This is a genomic window from Sphingopyxis sp. 550A (genome assembly GCF_053569535.1).
Genome location: NZ_CM131615.1, coordinates 1,566,515 through 1,586,305, shown reverse-complemented (window position 1 = coordinate 1,586,305; position 19,791 = coordinate 1,566,515). Strand labels below are relative to the sequence as shown.

At 67.3% G+C, this 19,791-nt stretch carries 17 protein-coding genes; 12 read left to right on the top strand and 5 right to left on the bottom strand.

The annotated features are described in order from the left end of the window. Positions 1-131 precede the first annotated feature (131 nt). The 4 genes from ACVENA_RS07675 to tpiA all read right to left on the bottom strand — a co-directional run bounded on the left by ACVENA_RS07675 (position 132) and on the right by tpiA (position 3,943). The gene (locus ACVENA_RS07675) at positions 132-818 is read right to left on the bottom strand and encodes a Crp/Fnr family transcriptional regulator (RefSeq protein WP_257549761.1); all 687 of its coding nucleotides are present in this window, start codon (positions 816-818) and stop codon (positions 132-134) included. A gap of 26 nt (positions 819-844) precedes the next feature. Beyond that, entirely contained in the window at positions 845-2,473 is a 1,629-nt protein-coding gene (locus tag ACVENA_RS07670; RefSeq protein WP_449328292.1) for a CTP synthase, read from the bottom strand. Positions 2,474-2,596: 123 nt separating this feature from the next. Next, complete coding sequence (secG, locus tag ACVENA_RS07665) at positions 2,597-3,031, bottom strand: preprotein translocase subunit SecG (RefSeq protein ID WP_449328291.1); 435 nt, start codon at positions 3,029-3,031, stop codon at positions 2,597-2,599. 162 nt (positions 3,032-3,193) lie between these two features. Continuing rightward, positions 3,194-3,943, bottom strand: coding sequence for a triose-phosphate isomerase (gene tpiA / locus ACVENA_RS07660; protein ID WP_449328290.1), 750 nt, complete (start codon positions 3,941-3,943; stop codon positions 3,194-3,196). Positions 3,944-4,112: 169 nt separating this feature from the next. On the opposite strand from tpiA, the gene ACVENA_RS07655 reads away from it, so the two are divergent. The 10 genes from ACVENA_RS07655 to lexA all read left to right on the top strand — a co-directional run bounded on the left by ACVENA_RS07655 (position 4,113) and on the right by lexA (position 14,814). Beyond that, on the top strand, positions 4,113-6,056 hold the full coding sequence (locus ACVENA_RS07655) for a SurA N-terminal domain-containing protein (protein WP_449328289.1): 1,944 nt from the start codon (positions 4,113-4,115) through the stop codon (positions 6,054-6,056). Continuing rightward, on the top strand, positions 6,056-7,573 hold the full coding sequence (locus tag ACVENA_RS07650; RefSeq protein WP_257549750.1) for an anthranilate synthase component I family protein: 1,518 nt from the start codon (positions 6,056-6,058) through the stop codon (positions 7,571-7,573). The genes ACVENA_RS07655 and ACVENA_RS07650 overlap by 1 nt, the downstream gene beginning before the upstream one ends. A 36-nt stretch (positions 7,574-7,609) precedes the next feature. Further along, complete coding sequence (locus ACVENA_RS07645; protein ID WP_449328288.1) at positions 7,610-8,671, top strand: alpha/beta fold hydrolase; 1,062 nt, start codon at positions 7,610-7,612, stop codon at positions 8,669-8,671. Positions 8,672-8,677: 6 nt separating this feature from the next. After that, the gene (locus tag ACVENA_RS07640) at positions 8,678-9,685 is read left to right on the top strand and encodes an NADP-dependent oxidoreductase (RefSeq protein ID WP_449328287.1); all 1,008 of its coding nucleotides are present in this window, start codon (positions 8,678-8,680) and stop codon (positions 9,683-9,685) included. Positions 9,686-9,782: 97 nt separating this feature from the next. Further along, positions 9,783-10,373 carry an anthranilate synthase component II gene (locus tag ACVENA_RS07635; RefSeq protein ID WP_449328286.1) on the top strand — a complete coding sequence of 197 codons (591 nt, stop codon included), beginning with the start codon at positions 9,783-9,785 and terminating at the stop codon, positions 10,371-10,373. Further along, positions 10,370-11,368: an anthranilate phosphoribosyltransferase gene (gene trpD / locus ACVENA_RS07630; RefSeq protein WP_449328285.1), complete on the top strand. Its 999-nt coding sequence runs from the start codon at positions 10,370-10,372 to the stop codon at positions 11,366-11,368. The genes ACVENA_RS07635 and trpD overlap by 4 nt, the downstream gene beginning before the upstream one ends. After that, complete coding sequence (gene trpC, locus ACVENA_RS07625) at positions 11,365-12,150, top strand: indole-3-glycerol phosphate synthase TrpC (RefSeq protein WP_449328284.1); 786 nt, start codon at positions 11,365-11,367, stop codon at positions 12,148-12,150. The genes trpD and trpC overlap by 4 nt, the downstream gene beginning before the upstream one ends. A gap of 245 nt (positions 12,151-12,395) precedes the next feature. Continuing rightward, the gene (moaC, locus tag ACVENA_RS07620) at positions 12,396-12,869 is read left to right on the top strand and encodes a cyclic pyranopterin monophosphate synthase MoaC (protein ID WP_449328283.1); all 474 of its coding nucleotides are present in this window, start codon (positions 12,396-12,398) and stop codon (positions 12,867-12,869) included. Continuing rightward, a complete protein-coding gene (locus ACVENA_RS07615) occupies positions 12,866-14,053 on the top strand; it encodes a molybdopterin molybdotransferase MoeA (RefSeq protein ID WP_449328282.1) in 1,188 nt (395 codons plus the stop codon). The genes moaC and ACVENA_RS07615 overlap by 4 nt, the downstream gene beginning before the upstream one ends. A 77-nt stretch (positions 14,054-14,130) precedes the next feature. Continuing rightward, on the top strand, positions 14,131-14,814 hold the full coding sequence (gene lexA, locus ACVENA_RS07610; protein WP_449328281.1) for a transcriptional repressor LexA: 684 nt from the start codon (positions 14,131-14,133) through the stop codon (positions 14,812-14,814). Here lexA and ACVENA_RS07605 read toward each other — a convergent pair. Continuing rightward, on the bottom strand, positions 14,768-16,897 hold the full coding sequence (locus ACVENA_RS07605; protein ID WP_449328280.1) for a ComEC/Rec2 family competence protein: 2,130 nt from the start codon (positions 16,895-16,897) through the stop codon (positions 14,768-14,770). The genes lexA and ACVENA_RS07605 overlap by 47 nt on opposite strands. A 98-nt stretch (positions 16,898-16,995) precedes the next feature. Between ACVENA_RS07605 and gltX the strand changes: the two genes are divergently transcribed. Together gltX and ACVENA_RS07595 are read left to right on the top strand one after the other, a co-directional pair. Next, positions 16,996-18,462 (top strand): glutamate--tRNA ligase, encoded by a 1,467-nt coding sequence (gltX, locus tag ACVENA_RS07600; protein ID WP_449328279.1) that lies wholly within the window; start codon positions 16,996-16,998, stop codon positions 18,460-18,462. Positions 18,463-18,501: 39 nt separating this feature from the next. Then, on the top strand, positions 18,502-19,785 hold the full coding sequence (locus ACVENA_RS07595; RefSeq protein ID WP_257549727.1) for a citrate synthase: 1,284 nt from the start codon (positions 18,502-18,504) through the stop codon (positions 19,783-19,785). The last annotated feature ends 6 nt before the right edge of the window (positions 19,786-19,791 follow it).

Here is a 19,791-nt window from a genome sequence, read left to right as displayed (position 1 = left end):
CCCCTCCCTGCAAGGGAGGGGTGCGAAGACTTGGCAGCTTGCTGCCCAGTCGCAGCGGGGTGGGTATGCGTTCAAGCCAGAACGCCTGCGGCCACCCACCCCCAGCCCCTCCCTTTCAGGGAGGGGAGGACTCACCCCTCGCTCTCGCTGATATCCTCGAGCATCTCGGTATCGAGCACCCTCACCCGCCCCTGCTCGAGCGAGATCACGCCCGATTCCTCCCAACTGCGAAGCTGGCGATTGATATGCTCGCGGCTCATCCCCGCGAAATTGCCGAGCTCGGTCTGGCTCAATTCGACGCGGTGCGTATTTTCCGTAGCATCCTTACGGATCAGCCGCTTGAGATAGCGCGCGAGCCGCGGGCCCGAGGCATAGGCGCGGTCGCTTTCGATCGTCTGGTCGGCGGTGCGCAGCCGCCGCGCGAGCTGCTGCATCAGCGACCAGGTGAATTCGGGATGGCTCGCCGAAAAATCCTTGAGCGCATTGCGGCCGAGTTGAAGCGCGCTCCCCGCGCTCGTTGCGGTTACCGAGGCGGTGCGTTCGCCGCCGTCGAGCAGCGCGATCTCGCCCAGCACCGCGCCGGGCTCGGCATAGGCAAGGACGATCTCGCGCCCGCCCGCGGTCAGCATCGACACGCGCGCGGTGCCTTCGGTCAGGATCAACATCATGTCGCCGGGGTCGCCCTGAACGAGCAATTCCTTGCCCTTGGCGAAGCTGATCTGCACCGACCGGCTGGCGATCTCGGCCCAATCCTCGACGGTCAGGCCCGAGAATATGCTATCGGGGCCCTGCAGTGCAGCGAGTTTCGCGTGATCCATGCCCCTGTCATCCCTTTGCTTTTGCGTTAGACGAGCCGGCTCTGCTTCACTGCGGCTTCGATGAACCCCTTGAACAGCGGATGCGGATCGAAGGGCTTGGATTTGAGCTCGGGGTGGAACTGCACCCCGATGAACCACGGATGGTCCGGCCGCTCGACGATTTCGGGCAGCATGCCATCGGGCGACAGGCCTGAAAAGACCAGACCGCCTTTTTCGAGCGCTTCGCGATACGCTCCGTTAACCTCATAACGGTGCCGGTGGCGCTCGCTGATGTCGTTCGCGCCATAGATGCTAGCGACATGGCTGTTCGGCGACAGCTTGGCGTCATAAGCGCCGAGCCGCATCGTGCCGCCCATATCGGTGTTCGCGCCGCGCTGCTGAAGGCCCTCGGCGCTCATCCATTCGGTGATCAGGCCGACGACGGGCTCGTCGGTAGTGCCGAACTCGGTGCTCGACGCCTTGGCGATCCCGCTCGTGTTCCGCGCGCCCTCGATGCACGCCATCTGCATGCCGAGGCAGATGCCGAGGAACGGCACCCCCTGTTCGCGCGCGAAGCGGACGCTCGCGATCTTGCCTTCGGACCCCCGCTCGCCGAAGCCGCCGGGCACAAGAATGCCGTGCATCGGCTCCAGTCTGGCCGCGAGGTCGCCTTCCTCGAACATTTCGGCGTCGAGCCAGCGGATGTTGACCTTGACCCGGTTCGCCATGCCGCCGTGGACCAGCGCCTCGTTGAGCGATTTATAGGCGTCGGGCAGCGAGACATATTTGCCGACGACGCCGATCGTGACCTCACCCTCGGGGTGCTGCTTGCGATCCATGATGTCGTACCAGGCAGTCAGGTCGGGTTCGGGCGCATCATGGATGCCGAAAGCGCGCAGCACCTCCGAATCGAGCCCCTCGCCATGATATTGCACCGGCACCGAATAGATCGAATCGGCGTCGAGCGCCGGGATCACCGCTTCCTTCCGCACGTTGCAGAATTGCGCGATCTTCGCGCGCTCGCCCTCGGGCAACGGCTTTTCGCAGCGGCAGAGCAGCACGTCGGGCTGGACGCCCAGCGAGGCAAGCTCGCGCACGCTATGCTGGGTCGGCTTGGTCTTCAGCTCGCCCGCGGCGGCAATATAGGGCACCAAAGTGACGTGGACGGACAGCGTATTCTCGCGCCCCTCCTCGTTGCGAAGCTGGCGGATCGCCTCGATGAACGGCAACGATTCGATGTCGCCGACGGTGCCGCCGATCTCGCACAGCACGAAATCGAGGTCGTCGGTCTCGGCGCGGGCAAAGGCCTTGATCGCGTCGGTGACGTGCGGAACCACCTGCACCGTCGCGCCCAGATAGTCGCCGCGGCGCTCCTTGGTGATGATCTGCTGATAAATACGGCCCGAGGTGACATTGTCGCTCTGTCGCGCCGCGACGCCGGTGAAACGCTCGTAATGACCAAGGTCGAGGTCGGTCTCGGCCCCGTCGTCGGTCACATAGACCTCGCCATGCTGATAGGGCGACATCGTTCCCGGGTCGACGTTCAGATAAGGGTCGAATTTCCGGATACGCACACGATAGCCACGCGCCTGCAACAAGGCCGCGAGGCTAGCCGCCATCAAACCTTTGCCAAGCGAGGAGACCACGCCGCCGGTGATAAAAATGAACCGCGCCATGGGAGGAAAGACTTACTCAACAGGAGGGGGACGGCGCAAGCCGTCGAATCGCCCGACGCGGAAATTTTTCCGCCGCCGCGCGTGCGAAGCCGGAAAGCCGAAGCTGTCCGGGGATTTACCGGCTTATTTCTTGGCGGGCGCTTCGGTCGGGGCCGGAGCCGCCTTCTGGCTGGCCGCGGCGGATGCGGCCGCGAGCGGATCGTCCGAAGCGGGAGCGCTCTGGGCCGGGGCGTTCTGCGCTGCGCCGGTCAGCGACGAGGCGGGCGCGCCGCTGTTCTGCTGCGCGGTCTTCGACAGCGACGTATCGATCGTCGAGCCGCCGGCACCGCCCACCGAGGCCAGCGCCGCGAGAACGATCGACAGGCCGACGAACAAGGTCGCGAGCACCGTGGTCGCCCGGGTCATGAAATCCGCCGCGCCGCGCGCCGAGAGCAGCCCCGCGGGGCTGCCGCCGACCCCCAGGCCGCCGCCTTCCGACTTCTGCATCAGGATGACGCCGATCATCACCGCGGCGATCAGCGCCTGGACGACAAGCAGGAAGGTGAAGAGACTGGACATGATATTTCCCGGACCTTGCGCGGCCCCATGCGGACCACGCCCGCGGCGCACATAGAGACGAAGCGGCGGGGGTTCAACCCATACGTCGCCCCCGCGAAGGCGGGGGCCGCTGGCAACCTTGCGCAAGGCCGATGGCGGCACCCGCTTTCGCGGGGGCGACGATCAGAGACTGGCCGCCGCTTCGACGATCGGCCCGAACTTCGCCGCGGTCAGGCTCGCGCCGCCGACCAGCGCGCCGTCAACGTCGCCCGCGCCCAGCAGCTCGGCGGCGTTCTCACCGTTGACCGACCCGCCATAGAGAATGCGCATGACCCGCGCCGCATCGCTGCCGGCCTGCTCGCCCAGCTTTGCCCGGATCGCCCCGTGCATATCGGCGACGTCGGCGACGGTCGGCACCAGTCCGGTTCCGATCGCCCAGATCGGTTCATAGGCGATCGCAAGCCGCGCCGGATCGAAATCGCCGGGCAGCGACCCGGCGACCTGCGCCAGCACATACGCAATCGCTCCGCCCGATTCGCGCACGTCGCGCGGCTCGCCGACGCACAGGATTACCGAAAGCCCCGCGGCAAGCGCCGCTTCGGCCTTGGCATGGACGTCGGCGTCGCTTTCGCCGAATCCCTCGCGCCGCTCGCTATGCCCGACGATGACGAGGCTTGCCCCCGCATCGGCAAGCATCGGCGCCGCGACCGACCCGGTGAAGGCGCCCGAGGCCGATGCATGACAATCCTGCCCGCCGACCGCCGCGCCGGGCGCCGCGGCAACCATCGCGCCGATCAGCGTGAACGGCGGACAGAGCGCGACATCGACCGAAGGATGCGCCTCGGCGGCGGCGAAAATCGCCTTCGCCTCACCGAGCGCGGCTATCAGCCCGTTCATCTTCCAATTGCCGACCACATATTTGCGCCGCGTCATCGCCCATTCCCTTGTTCATCGATCCGATGGCTCCCCCTAGCGGCGCGAGAGCCGCCAAGGCAAGCCGGTCACGAGCGCTCGCACTTTCCCGCCTTGATGCGCTCTCCCGTCCCGCCTAAAGCAGCGCGCGACCGCGCACATCCGCGCCTGCCGAAAGACTGACCGCTTCATGATCACGAACCTCCGCAACCTTTTCAGTTCGACGATCGGCAAGTTCATCGCGCTCGCCTTCATCGTCCTGATCGGCATATTGTTCGCGCTCGGCGACGTGACGGGCAACGCCTCGTTCGGCGGGCTCGGCGGCGCCAATGTCGCCAAGGTCGGCAATCGCGAGATCGGCCTCGGCGAACTGCGCGACCGCGTGCGCCAGTCGTATAATCAGGCGCGCCAGCAGCAGCCGGGCCTCACCATGGCGGCTTTCGTCGAAGGTGGCGGGCTCGATCAGGTGCTCGGCCAGCTCGTCGACGGCCTGGCCTTCGATCAGTTCGCGACCAAGATCGGCTTCAGCGTCAGCAAACGCCAGATCGACGGCCGCATCGCCGACATTCCGGCCTTTTCGGGGGTGTCGGGCAAGTTCGACCAAAAGACGTTCGAGAATTTCCTGCGCCAGAACGGCATGACCGAGGCGCAGCTCCGCCAGGAACTTCGGCAGCAGTTGCTGCTCGAACAGATCGGCGTGCCGATCGGCACGGTTCCCCGCCTGTCGCCGGGCGTCGCGCGTCCCTATGCGGCGCTTCTGCTCGAGGCGCGGCAGGGTCAGGCGACCTTCATTCCGGCGAGTGCCTTCGCGCCCAGGAACGATCCGGGCGACACCGCGCTCCAGACCTTCCTCAAGCAGAACGTCTCCAAATTCACGGTGCCCGAACGCCGCGTGGTGCAATATGCGCTGTTCGACCGCAGCGCCGTTCCGGTCCCCGCGGTCAGCGATGCCGAAATCGCCAAAGCCTATAAAGACAATGCCGCGCGATATGCCGCCAGCGAGACGCGCCGCTTCGCGCAGGTGATCGCACCCGATCAGGCCACCGCGAACGCCATCGCCGCGAAAGTCCGCGGCGGCGCATCGCTCGCCGCCGCCGCGCAGGGCGCGGGGCTTTCGGCCTCGACGACCGGCGAGCTGACGCAATCGGCCTATGCCGCGACGGCCAGCAATGCGATCGCCCGGACCGCCTTTGCGGCGAAGCAGGGCGACCTGATCGGCCCGGTGCAGTCGGGCCTCGGCTGGGTCGTCGCCCGCGTCGAAGGCGTCACGGCCAAGCCCGCCCGCGATCTCGCCGCCGCGACGCCCGAGATTCGCGTCGAACTCGGCAAGAACAAGGCGAACGAGGCGATCGTCGATTATTACAACGCGATTCAGGACGCGGTGAACAGCGGCGCCTCGATCGAGGAGATCGCCGCCGACCGCAAGCTCAAGGTTGAGGAAACCCCCGCCCTGCTCCCCAGCGGCCGCGCGCCGGGCACGCCGGGCTTCGCGCTCGCGGCCGAATATGCGCCGATGATCAGCGGTGCTTTCCAGACCAGCGGCGAAGGCGAAGCGCAGCTCGCGACGCTGGTCGAGAATGAGAAGTTCGCCGTCTATTCGGTGAAGTCGATCGTCGCGGCGGCGCCGCCGCCCTTCGCGCAGATTCGCGGCGACCTGCTCAGCGAATGGCGCTTTGCCGAGGGGCAGAAGGTCGCCCGCGACAAGGCGCGCGCGATCGTCAAGGCGGTCGAAGGCGGCAAGAGCCTCGCCGAAGCCGCGAAGGCCGCCGGACCCAACGCCGGCGTCCAGACGATCGGCGGCCGCCGTGCAGAGCTCGGCCAGGACGGCAAGCCGGTTCCGCCCGAACTCGCGCTGCTCTTTTCGATGGCGAAGGGCAGCGTCAAGACACTCGAAATCCCCGGCAACCGGGGCTGGATGGTGATCGCGCTGACCCAGGTCGACCGCCCCGATCCGAAAGCGATCGATCCCGCGCGCGTCGATGCGATCGCGCAGCCGCTCGCCCCCGCCTTCGGCAACGAGTTGGTCGAGCAATTCGCCGGCGAGGCGAAGCGCCGCGTCGGGGTGAAGATCAACAAGGATCTGCTCGAACAGCTTCGCAAGGAACTGACCGGCGCGACGCCGGTCGCCGAATAGTGGCCCTCGAGGGCAGGGCCGCGGCGCTCGAAGCGCTCGCGGGCGGCCGCGGCGCGGTCGTCTGGCAGCGGTTGATCGCGGATATCGAGACCCCCGTCTCGGCCGCGCTCAAGCTGATCGAGCCCGGCCGCGGCGACTGGGTGCTCGAATCGGTCGAAAGCGGCGAGACGCGCGGGCGCTACAGCCTGATCGGGCTCGACCCCGACCTGCTGTTCGAGGTGACTGGCGATGCCGCGCGGATCAACCGCGATTGGCGGCACGACAAGGGCGCCTTCGCGCCCTTAGAAACCGGCGCACTCCAGGCGCTGCGCGACCTCGTCGCCGAATGCCGCTTCGACGTGCCGGAGGGCCTGCCGAAGGCACTCGCGACGCTCGTCGGCTTCTTTGCCTATGAAACCATCGGTCTCGTCGAGCGCATCCCGCGCGCGCCGGGCGCCGGGCTCGGCCTGCCCGACATGGTGTTCGTCCGCCCGACGACGATCCTCGTCTTCGACCGGCTAGCCGACGAATTGTTCCTGATCGCGCCGATCTGGCCCGATGCCGGCGCGCCGATCGACCGGATGATCGACGCCGCGGCCGACCGCCTCGACGCGATCGCCGCGCGCCTCGCGACCGCCAGCGCGCATGGCGAACGCGCCGGCACCGAAACCCTGCCCGCCGACATCGCCGCGATCCCCGCGACGACGCCCGAACGCTTCGCCGATATGGTCGCGGCGGCGAAGGATTATATCGCCGCGGGCGACATCTTTCAGGTCGTGCTGTCGCAGCGCTTCTCGACTCCGTTCGACCTGCCGCCCTTCGACCTCTACCGCGCGCTCCGCCGCATCAACCCGTCGCCTTTCCTCTATTTCCTCGATCTGCCGGGCTTCGCGATCATCGGCTCGTCGCCCGAAATCCTCGTGCGCGTCCGCGACGGCGAGATCACCATCCGCCCGATCGCCGGCACCCGCCCGCGCGGCAAGACGAGCGCGGAAGATGCCGAGAATCGCGAATCCTTGCTCGCCGATCCCAAGGAGCGCGCCGAGCATCTGATGCTGCTCGACCTCGGCCGCAACGATGTCGGCCGCGCCGCGACCGGCGGCACCGTCACCGTCACCGACAGCTATACGGTCGAGTTCTACAGCCACGTCATGCACATCGTGTCGAACGTCATCGGCCGCATCGCGCCCGACAGGGATGCGATCGACGCGCTGTTCGCGGGCTTCCCGGCGGGCACGGTCAGCGGCGCGCCTAAAGTGCGCGCCTGCCAGATCATCGCCGAGCTGGAGGCCGACGCGCGCGGGCCTTATGCGGGCGGCGTCGGCTATTTCGCCCCCGACGGCAATATGGACAGCTGCATCGTGCTGCGCACCGCGATCGTCAAGGACGGCGAAATGCACGTCCAGGCCGGCGCCGGCATCGTCGCCGACAGCGAAGCCGCCTATGAGCAGCGCGAATGCGAGGCGAAGGCGGGCGCGCTGTTCGCGGCGGCGCGCGAGGCGGTGCGTATCGCCGGCCAGGCGGACTACGGGCAATAGCTTGACCCGGTGCCGGCGAGCGCTAGCTTCGTCGCCATGCTGAAACGCCTCGCCCCGCTCGCCCTGCTCCTCGCCGCAGCCAGCCCCGCTCACGCGCAGCCCGAAAGCGCCGTCGAGGGTGACGCGATCCTCAAGGATTTCACTTTCGGCACCGGCGAAACGCTGCCCGAGATCCGGATTCATTACACGACGCTCGGCAAGCCGCAGCGCGACCGGCAAGGCCATGTCACCAACGCAGTGATGATCCTCCACGGCACCGGCGGCACCGGCAAGCAATTCTTCCAGCCGCAGTTCGCGAACGAGCTGTTCGGTCCCGGACAAGTCCTCGACACCAGCAAATATTACGTCATCCTGCCCGACAATATCGGTCACGGCGGCTCGTCGAAGCCGAGCGACGGTCTCAAAATGGCGTTCCCGCGCTATGATTATGACGACATGGTCGCCGCCCAGTACCGGATGCTCACCGAAAAGCTCGGCGTGACGAAACTGAAGCTGATCCTCGGCACCTCGATGGGCTGCATGCACGCCTTCGTCTGGGGCGAGGCGCATCCGGGCTTCGCCGAAAGACTCGCGCCCTTCGCCTGCCTGCCGGTCGAAATCGCGGGCGAGAACCGGATGTGGCGCACCCTGTCGATCGACGCGATCAAGGCGGATCCGCTGTGGAAGGACGGCAACTATTCCGACCCGCCGCTATCGGGGCTGCGCACCGCGGCGTCGCTGTCGATGATCGCGGGCGCGAACCCCTATGCGTTGCAGGCGCAATATCCGACGCGCGAAGCCGCGGAAAAATACAAGGACGAAGCCTTCGCGCGCACCTTTGGCCGAAATGATGCGAACGACATCATCTATCAGTTTGATTCGTCAAGAAACTATAATCCATGGGCGAATCTCGAAAAGATCGCGGTGCCGGTTCTCTGGATCAATTCGGCCGACGATTTCATCAACCCGCCCGGCTACGGCATCACCGAAAAGGCGGCTGCGCGTATGCCGGCGGCGAAGTTCATTCTGATCCCCGCCAGCGCCGAGACGAAGGGCCATAGCACTCACACCTGGGCGAAATTCTGGAAGGACGACCTCGCGAAGCTGATGGCGGAGTAACGGGCAATGCAGGCCTTTCTTCTCAATCGTTACGGCGGCTCCGAAATGACCGCGCTCGCGGAGGCTCCCCGCCCCGTCCCCGGCCCGGACGACGTGCTCGTTCGTGTCCGGGCAGCCGGGCTCAATCCCGTCGATTTCAAAACGCGCGACGGCATGTTGAAGCTGGTTCAGCGCTACGATTTTCCTGTCGTCATGGGCAACGAGCTCGCCGGCACGGTCGAGAGTTGCGGCAGCGATGTAAGCGGCTTCAAGCCCGGCGACCGCGTCTTCGCGCGCGTCCCGAAGGATCGCATGGGCGCCTTCGCCGATTATGCGGTCGTGCCCGCAAACCATCTCGCCGCCCTGCCGCCGTCGCTTGATTTCGAAACCGCCGCGGGCGTGCCCCTCGCGGGGCTCACCGCGCTCCAGGCACTCCGCGATGAATTGCGGCTCGGCCCCGGCAGCCGGGTCTTCATTCCCGGCGGCGCCGGCGGGGTGGGCACCTTTGCGATCCAGATCGCCAAGTGGCTCGGCGCCGAAGTGACGACGACGGCCTCGCCACGCGGCCGCGCGCTCGTCGAGCGGCTCGGCGCCGATGTCGTGATCGACTATACAGCGCAGCGCTTTGAGGACGAGGTGCGCGATATGGACGGCGCGTTCGACCTGATCGGCGGCGAGACGCTCGAAAAATGCTTCGGGGTCGTGAAACCCGGCGCAACGGTCGTTTCGATCGCGGGCATGCCCGAACCCGTGACCGCGCGAAAGGACCTCGGCCGCGGCCCCGGACTCGCCGCGCTGTTCTGGATCGCGAGCTTTGGTCTCCGCGCCAAAGCGCGCAGGCATGGCGTCACCTACCGATACCTCTTCATGCATCCCAGCGGCGCTGAACTCGCAGAACTCGCGCAGCTTATCGAAGAGGGGACGCTCGATCCGGTGATCGACCGCATCTTTCCCTTTGCCGAGATCGGCGATGCGATGGCCTATCTCGAATCGGGTCATGCCAAGGGCAAGGTGGTGGTGCGAATGGCGGACTAGGAGGCCGCACTCGATGGCCACACCGGCGAAGCCCGCGTTGCCCGCCCGATAGCTTCTATCCCTTCCCCCCGCGCCGCAAAACCGTTAGGGCGCCGCCATGATCCTCGTCATCGACAATTATGACAGCTTCACCTTCAATCTCGTTCATTATCTGATCGAGCTCGGGACCGAGGTGCGCGTCGAGCGCAACGACGCGCTGACCGCGTCGCAGGCGCTCGCGACCGGGGCCGCGGCCTTCCTCATCTCGCCCGGCCCCTGCACCCCGAACGAAGCCGGAATCAGCCTCGATCTCGTCGCCGCCTGCGCCGATGCGGGCAAGCCATTGCTCGGCGTCTGCCTCGGTCATCAGGCGATCGGCCAGCATTTCGGCGGCACCGTCCAGCGCGGCCATCTGATGCACGGCAAGACTTCGCCGGTCTGCCATGACGGCACCGGCCTTTTCGCCGGCCTCCCCTCGCCGCTCACCGCGACGCGCTATCACAGCCTCGAAGTCGTCGACATTCCGCCGGTTCTCGCGATCAATGCGACAAGCGACGACGGCGCGGTTATGGGCTTCCGCCATGTCGACCTGCCGATCCACGGCGTCCAGTTCCATCCCGAAAGCATCGCGACCGAGCACGGCCATGCGATGCTCGCCAATTTCCTGAAGATAGCAGGACTGCCGGTCGCGGCGCGGCGCGCGGCATGAGCCGTCTCGGCCCGCTCCCCGACCCCGCCGCGCTGCTGGGGCATGACGAAGCGGCCGCCGCGTTCGCGGCGATCCTCGACGGGGACGCGAGCGACGAACAGATCGCCGGCTTCCTGATCGCGCTCTCCGACCGCGGCGAGACGATGGTCGAGATCGCCGCCGCGGCGCAGGCGATGCGCGACCGGATGATTCCGATCGACGCCCCCGCAAGCGCGATCGACGTCTGCGGCACCGGTGGCGACGGCCACCACACGCTCAACGTCTCGACCGCGGTCGCCATCGTCGTCGCGGCGTGCGAAGTTCCGGTCGCAAAGCACGGGAATCGAGCGGCTTCGTCGAAATCAGGCGCTGCCGACACATTGGAAGCATTGGGCCTCGACATGGAACGCGCCGGGGCGATGGCCGAGGCGCAGCTCGCCGATCTGGGCATCTGCTTCCTCTTCGCCGCGAACCATCACCCCGCGATGAAGCGTATCCAGCCGATCCGCAAGGCGATCGGGCAGCGCACCATCTTCAACCTGATGGGCCCGCTCGCCAACCCCGCGCGCGTTTCGCGCCAGCTCGTCGGCATCGCGCGTCCCGCCTATGTCGCCGTCTATGCCGAGGCGCTGCACCGGCTCGGCACCGATCATTCGCGCGTGATTTCGGGCGACGAAGGGCTCGACGAACTGTCGCTCGCCGGCGGCAACGAGGTCGCGGTGGTCACCCGCGAGGGCGTACGGATGCAGCGCAGCACCGCCGCCGACGCCGGTCTTCCCAACCATCCGATCACCGCCATCCGCGGCGGCGACGCAGCGGCGAACGCGGCGGCGCTCCGCGCGCTGCTGCTGGGCGAGCCCGGCGCCTATCGCGACGCGGTGCTCTACAATGCCGCCGAAGCGCTGGTCGTCGCGGGCGCCGCCGAAACGCTCGCGGACGGCGTCGAGGAAGCTGCGGAAGCGATCGACAAGGGGCTCGCCAACGCCCTGCTCAATTGCTGGATCGCCTATAAATGAACAAGCTCATCGAAATTCTCGCGACCAAAGCGCAGGAAGTGGCGCAACGCCGTCAGGCCTATTCGATCGCCGACCTCGACGGCATCGACGCCGGCGCCCCGCGCGGCTTTACCGCGGCGCTGCGGGCAAAGATCAGCGCGGGCGGCTTCGGCCTGATCGCAGAGATCAAGAAAGCCTCGCCGTCCAAGGGATTGATAAGGGAAGATTTCAATCCCGCCGAACACGCCCGCGCCTATGCCGCGGGCGGCGCGGCCTGCCTGTCGGTGCTCACCGACGCGCCTTATTTTCAGGGGCATGAGGAATTTCTGATCGCGGCACGCACCGCGTGCGACCTTCCCGTTCTCCGCAAGGATTTCATGATCGACCCGTGGCAGGTCGCCGAAGCGCGCTCGATCGGCGCCGACGCGATCCTGATCATCGTCGCCGCGCTCGACGACGGCGCGATGCGCGAGATCGAGGAAGCGGCGATCGAGCGCGGCATGGACGTTCTCGTCGAGGTGCACGACGAAACCGAACTCGACCGCGCGCTGACGCGGCTGCGCTCGCGCCTGATCGGAGTCAACAACCGCGATCTCAAGACCTTCGAGACGGATCTTGCGGTAACCGAGCGGCTGGCGAAACGCGTGCCGCCCGGCACGCTTCTCGTCGGCGAAAGCGGCATCGCCACCCACGCCGACTGCCACCGCCTCTCGCAAAGCGGCGTCCACGCCTTCCTCGTCGGCGAAAGCCTGATGCGCCAGGCGGATGTCGAGGCGGCGACAAAGGCACTCCTGAACGGGTAAAGCGACATTTCCGCTGTGGGGTGGGAAGCGGTCGTTGAAGGATGGCGCTACTTTCCCCTCCCGCAAGCGGGAGGGGCAGCGAGACTTACGAACTTGTTCGTTAGTCGCAGCGGGGTGGGCCATCGCGACGTCGCTGCCCACCCCCGCCCCCTCCCGCCTGCGGGAGGGGAGAGAAGCGTCCGCTTCCGGCCGAAACCCACCATCCCCCTTGCCTTCCCCGCCCCACCTTGCTTGGCTCGCCTCCGATGACCAGCAAACCGACTCACCTCGACGACAGCGGCGCAGCGCATATGGTCGATGTCGGCGCCAAGCCCGCCACCCGGCGCCGTGCCGTCGCGAGCGGTCGCATCGCCATGTCGGCCGAGGCACTGAGCGCGATCCGCAGCGGCAACGCGCCCAAGGGCGACGTCCTTTCGACCGCGCGGATCGCGGGCATCATGGCCGCGAAACGCACGTCCGACCTGATCCCGCTCTGCCATCCGCTCGCCCTCACCAAGGTTTCGGTCGAATTCGACTGGGAAGACACCGGCGTTTCGGTCCGCGCCACGGCCGAAACGACCGGCCCGACCGGGGTCGAGATGGAGGCGCTCACCGCCGTCTCGGTCGCGCTGCTGACGCTCTACGACATGGCGAAGGCGCTCGACCGCGCGATGATCCTCAGCGATATCCGTCTGCTCGAAAAGAGCGGCGGCCGCTCGGGCGACTGGCGCGCCGCATGAACGGCCTGCTTGCCGTCGAGGAGGCACAGGCGCGCCTGCTCGCCTTGCGCCCGCCGCTCGCGCCGGAAACTATCGCTTTTTCGGAAGCTCTTGGCCGCTATCTTTCACAGGACATCGCGGCCGAACGCGACCAGCCCGCGGCGCCGCTGTCGGCGATGGACGGCTATGCGATCCGCTTCGACGATCTTCCCGGCCCATGGCGGATCACCGGCGAGGTGGCCGCAGGCGCCGCGCCGTCCGCACCGCTCGGCGCGGGCCAGGCGGCGCGCATCTTCACCGGCGCCATGCTTCCCGATGGCGCCGACACTATCCTCATCCAGGAAAATGCCGCCACCGAGGAGACAGTGCTCACTCTGACCGGCGATGCGCCGGCGCGCGGCCAGCATATTCGCCCCCGCGCGAGCGATTTCGCCGCGGGCGACCGACTCCTCGCCGCCGGAACGCGCCTGACCCCGGGCGCGATTGCCGCCGCGATCATGGGCGGCACAGCGCAGCTTGCGGTCGGTGCGCGCCCGCGCGTCGCGATCATGACCACCGGCGACGAACTGGTGCAGCCGGGCCGCACGCTCGCACCCGGCCAGATTCCCGACAGCAACGGCCCGATGCTCGCGGCGCTGCTCGCGCGCGAACCCGCCGACGTCGGCCTGCCGCTGCACATGCGCGACGACCGGACGATGATCGCGCGTGTTCTCAAGGATCTGGCGCGACGTCACGACGTCATCGTCACCGTCGGCGGCGCGTCAGTCGGCGATCATGACCATATCCGCGGCGCGCTCGAAGATGCGGGCGGGCGCGTCGATTTCTGGAAGATCGCGATGAAGCCGGGCAAGCCGCTGATCGCGGGTCGCATCGGCGACGCGCTGCTGCTCGGTCTGCCCGGCAATCCATCGTCGGCTTTCGTCACCGCGACCCTGTTCCTGCTCCCGCTCGTCCGCCATCTCGCCGGCGCGCGCGACCCACTGCCCGGAATCCGGCGAGCGCCACTCGCGACCGCGCTTGGCCCCGGCGGCGCGCGGCGCGACTATCTGCGCGCGCGCCGCGACGGCGAGCGCCTCATGCTGTTCGATGGGCAGGACAGCGGCCGCACCTTCCCGCTCGCCGAAGCCGACGCGCTGCTGATCCGCGAGATCGGCGCACCCGCCAAAGCCACCGGCGAACTGGCCGATTATATCGACATCGCTTGACAAGTTCCGATTTGTTCCACTATCGTTCTCCCTATGTCCGGCGCCCGGTCCATTCGGGGCATCATGGAGAACAAGCGATGTTGACCGCCAAGCAGCATGAACTGCTCCACTTCATCCAACAGCGCCTCGACGCGAGCGGGATCTCGCCGTCGTTCGAGGAGATGAAGGAAGCGCTCGGCCTCAAGTCGAAATCGGGTATCCATCGCCTGATAAGCGCTTTGGAAGAAAGGGGTTTTCTCCGCCGCCTCCCCAATCGCGCCCGCGCGCTGGAGGTGCTCAAGACCCCCGAAGGCGCCAAGGCTCCCGTCGTAAGCGAGCGCGACAATATCGTCCCGCTGCGCAAGCCCGCCCCCGCGCTGCGCCCGATCGCCGCGAACGACATCATTGAGGTGCCGCTGCACGGCAAGATCGCTGCGGGCGTACCGATCGAGGCGTTCGAGGATCACAACCAGCTCGCGGTTCCCGCCGCGCTGCTCGGCGCGGGCGAGCATTATGCGCTCGAAGTGTCGGGCGACTCGATGGTCGAGGCGGGCATCTTCGACGGCGATTATGCGCTGATCCAGAAAGCCGACACCGCGCGCGAGGGTGACATCGTCGTCGCGCTGGTCGACGGGCAGGACGCGACGCTCAAATTTTTCCGCCGCGAGGGTAAGATGATCCGGCTCGATCCCGCCAACAGCGCCTATGAGCCGCAGCGCTACGAAGCCGGGCGCGTCATGGTGCAAGGGCGTCTTTCGGGACTGCTTCGTCGTTACCACTGAGCTGGTCGGGGCGGCGCCACGGATGCTCGTCGCCCGCGCGTAGCGCGGCGACGACTCGCGGCCTGCTCCCCAGGTAGATCGCCAGCCCGCCGCTTTGCGCCAGACTGTCGCGGTCGATCGTCAGCCAGCGCCCGATGCATTCGCGCGGCAGCCAGCGATCGCTGATCACGACATCGGCCGCGGCGCAGGCGGCCGCCATCTCGGCGCCCTCGATCCGGTCACGGCCCCGCGAGGCGAGGATGACGCGTTGCACGCCGTCGGCGCCCTGATGCCAGCGACAGAAATCGGCGTTGCATTCGACATGGTCGAGATCGGCGAGCGCGCTCAGCGGCGCGTCGATCCCCGCCGCCTCGCTCATCGCATCGCGCACGAAATCGCCCGCGCGGTCGCGCAGCAGCGCATAGCCGCCGCCGGGCACCGCCGCCGCGATGTTGCGCCCGTCGCCGGTGACGAGCAGATCGGGGCGCGGCTGCGCGAGCAACGCCGCGATCCCGATCGCTAGCGGCACCGCCCCCGCCCAACGCCAGCGCGTCCGCCAGATCAGGATCCAGAGCCCGCCGCCAACGGTCAGCGCGAAGCCCCAACGCGGAAAGCTCGGCAGCGTCGCGACCGCCCCCGGCGTGTCGGCCACCGCGTGCGCAAGCGCGATGAGCAGGCGCAGCGCGTGATCGGCCACCCACCAGAAGGGCGCGCCGAACCCGACGCTATCGAACAGCAGCCCCGCCGCCTCCATCGGCATGATGACGAAGGTCGTGAGCGGGATCGCCACGACATTGGCGAGCGCGCCGTAAAGCCCCGCCTTGTGGAAATGAAACAGTGCGATCGGCGCCAGCGCCAGTTCGACCACCAGCCCGGTGATCAGCAATCCCGCCAGCGCCCGCCCCCATCGCAGCGGCAGCACTTCGTCGCGGCGCGCGAGGAAGCGCTGCATCGCCGGGCTTTCGTGAAGCGCGACGAGCGCAGTCACCGCCGCGAAGCTGAGCTGAAAACTCGGCCCCGCGAGCGATTCGGGACGCCATAACAGCACGATCAGCGCGCCTGCCGCCACAAGCCGCAACGTCAACGCCTCGCGCCCCATCAGAAAAGCGACAAGGACGAGCAGCGCCGCGATCAGCGAACGCAGCGTCGGCACTTCGGCGCCCGCGAGCCACGTATAGCCTGCCCCCGCCAGCGCGCCCGCCGCGGCGGCGATCGGCAGCACATATCCCGCCAGCGCCAGCCGCCCGCTGAGTGCGAACAGCCGCATCGCGACGAGCATCGCAAAGCCGATCACCGCGGTCACATGCAGCCCGCTGATCGACAGCAGGTGCGCCAACCCTGCGCGGCGCATCGCCTCGTCATCCTCGGGCGATATCGCGCCGCGATCGCCGGTGACCAGCGCCGCCGCGATCCCGCCCGGCGATCCCGCGACCTGTTCGTGGATATGCGCGCTGAGCCGCGCGCGCAACGGCTGGCTACCGTGCTGCTCTCCGGGCGACCGCGCGACATCGCCGAGCACCGTCCCGACCGCGCCGATCCGGTCGAACCACGCCCGCTGCGCAAAATCATATCCACCCGGCAGGCTCGCCGTCGGTGGCGGCATCAGCCGCGCGCGGAGCCCGATGAATTCGCCCGGCGCGATGCTGCCGCCATCGCCGCGAAGCGTCAGCCGGACCCGCGGCGGCAGGTCGGGCCGCCGTAGCGGGCGGACGATGAGCCGCACCTGCTCGCGCGCGGGCTGCGGCTCGACCGCTTCGACCCTGGCCGAAAAGGCGGTCACCGCGGGTTGCGCGAGCACCGGCGCCGCGACCCACGCCGCGCGTGCCCAGATCAGCAGCAGCCCTGCCGCCATCACCGCACAGCCGACCACCGCGATACGGCCCGACCGTCGCTGCCACCCCGTCAGCACCCCGACAAGCGCTCCTGCGGCGAGCAGGAAAAGCAACCCGATCCACTGCATCATCGTCGGCATGGCGAACCAGGCGGCGATCCCGGCGCCGAACGCGACTGGAAGCCAGAGCCCGATCCGCTCGCGCTCGACATCGAGCCATGCCTCGGCGCGCTCCGGAAGCCCACGGAGGACCGTAATCGCGTGCGCGAACATGGGCGTTTGAAGCGACCTTGCCGCCATGCTAGGGGCTGCCCCGATCCTCCGTCCCGATCCCCCTGACCGGAACGGCAAATTGAGTGAAAGAGGCCGCAGTGGCAACCGAAAACCCGACCAATCTGGCAGAAGCGACCCCCGAGGCAACGGGCGCCGACGTGGTGACGCGCTTCGCCCCCTCCCCGACCGGATATCTGCACATCGGCGGTGCGCGCACCGCGCTGTTCAACTGGCTGTTCGCGCGCCACCATGGCGGCAAGTTCCTGCTTCGCATCGAGGATACCGATCGCGCGCGCTCGACCGACGCCGCAATCGACGCGATTCTCGACGGGATGAAATGGCTCGATCTCGATTGGGACGGCGATGCCGTCTTCCAGTTCGCGCGCGCGCCGCGCCATGCCGAGGTCGCGCACGACCTGCTCGCCAGGGGCGCGGCCTATCGCTGCTACCTGACGCAGGACGAACTCGCGGCGATGCGCGCCGAAGCGCAGGAAAAGCGCGTCCCCTTCCGCGTCCGCAGCCCGTGGCGCGACCGCAACGACGGCGACCCCGCGGCCCCGCACGTCATCCGCCTGCGCGCGCCGCAGGACGGCGAAGTCACGATCCGCGACCGCGTGCAGGGCGACGTTACCGTCCAGAATGCCGAACTCGACGATTTCATCCTGCTGCGCAGCGACGGCACGCCGACCTATATGCTCAGCGTCGTCGTCGACGACAATGACATGGGGATCACCCACGTCATCCGCGGCGACGACCATCTCAACAACGCCTTCCGGCAACTTGCGCTGATCCGCGCGATGGAATGGCGCGAGCCCGTCTATGCGCATGTCCCGCTGATCCACGGCGCCGATGGCGCGAAGCTGTCGAAGCGCCACGGCGCGCTCGGCGTCGATGCCTATCGCGACGAGATGGGCTATCTGCCCGAAGCGGTGAATAATTATCTCCTCCGCCTCGGCTGGGGGCACGGCGATGCAGAGATCATCAGTCGCGAGCAGGCGGTCGAATGGTTCGACCTCGATCATGTCGGCCGCTCGCCCTCGCGCTTCGATTTCAAGAAGCTCGAAAATCTCAACGGCCATTACATTCGCGAAGCCGATGACGCCCGCCTCGCCAATCTCGTCGCCCCGCGCGTCGAAAAGTGCGTCGGCCGCGCGCTGGGCGATGCCGAACGCGATCTGCTGGTGCGCGCGATGGAGTCGCTGAAACCCCGCGCCAAGACGCTGGACGAGATCGCCGAAGGTGCGACCTTCCTTTTCGAGGCGCTGCCGCTCGCGGTGGACGAAAAGGCCGCGCAGGTGCTAAGGGACGCGCCGGAGGGAGTGCTCGCCGGCGTCACCGACAAGCTGCGCGGGCTGAACGACTGGAATGCGGAGGATATCGAGGCCGCGGTTCGCGAGACGAGCGAGTCGGCGGGAATCGGGCTCGGCAAACTCGCGCAGCCGCTGCGCGCCGCGCTGACCGGACGCACGGTATCTCCGGGAATTTTCGACGTGTTGCTGCTGCTCGGCCGCGATGCGAGCCTGGCGCGACTTGACGCAGCGCAATATTATCCGGCAGGGGCGTAGCCGCAACGTCTCCCGCCCTAAACCTTCAGGGGAAAGAAAATGACCGATATCGCAAAAATCACCCTGGGCGACACCACCGTCGAAAATCCGGTGCTCAAGGGCACGGTCGGCCCCGATGTCGTCGATATCCGCAAATTCTATGCCCAGACGGGCGCCTTCACTTACGATCCCGGCTTCACCTCGACCGCGAGCTGTGAATCGGCGATCACCTATATCGACGGCGACGAAGGCGTGCTGCTGCATCGCGGCTATGCGATCGGCGACCTCGCCGAACATTCGACCTTCATGGAAACCTGCTACCTGCTGCTCAACGGCGAATTGCCGAACGCGCAGGAACTTGCGGATTTCGACAACACCATCACCCGCCACACGATGCTGCACGAACAGCTCGCGACCTTCTATCGCGGCTTCCGCCGCGACGCGCATCCGATGGCGATCATGTGCGGCGTCGTCGGCGCGCTCAGCGCCTTCTACCATGATTCGACCGAGATCCACGATCCGCATCAGCGCATGATCGCCAGCCATCGGCTGATCGCGAAGATGCCGACGATCGCGGCGATGGCGTATAAATATTCGGTCGGCCAGCCGTTCGTCTATCCGCGCAACGACCTCGGCTACACGCATAATTTCCTGCGCATGACCTTCGGCGTTCCCGCCGAGGAATATGAGGTCGATCCGGCGGTGGTCCGCGCGCTCGACCGCATCTTCATCCTCCACGCCGATCACGAGCAGAATGCCTCGACCTCGACCGTCCGCCTCGCGGGCTCGTCGGGTGCCAATCCCTTCGCGTGCATCGCGGCGGGCATCGCCTGCCTCTGGGGCCCCGCGCACGGCGGCGCGAACGAAGCCGCGCTCAACATGCTGCGCGAAATCGGCCGTCCGGAGCGAATTCCTGAATATATCGCCCGCGCCAAGGACAAGGACGATCCGTTCCGCCTGATGGGCTTCGGCCATCGCGTCTACAAGAATTACGACCCGCGCGCGACCGTGATGCAAAAGACGGTGCGCGAGGTGTTCGACGCCCTCAAGGTCAACGACCCGGTGTTCGAGGTTGCGTTGCAGCTCGAGGAAATGGCGCTGAACGACCCCTATTTCATCGAGAAGAAGCTGTTCCCGAACGTCGATTTCTACTCGGGGGTGATCCTCTCGGCGATCGGCTTCCCGACAACGATGTTCACGGCGCTCTTCGCCCTTGCCCGCACCGTCGGTTGGGTCGCCCAGTGGAACGAAATGATTTCGGATCCCGCGCAGAAGATCGGCCGCCCGCGCCAGCTCTACACCGGCCCGACGCAGCGCCCGTTCGTGCCCGTCGACAAGCGGTAAGCACTC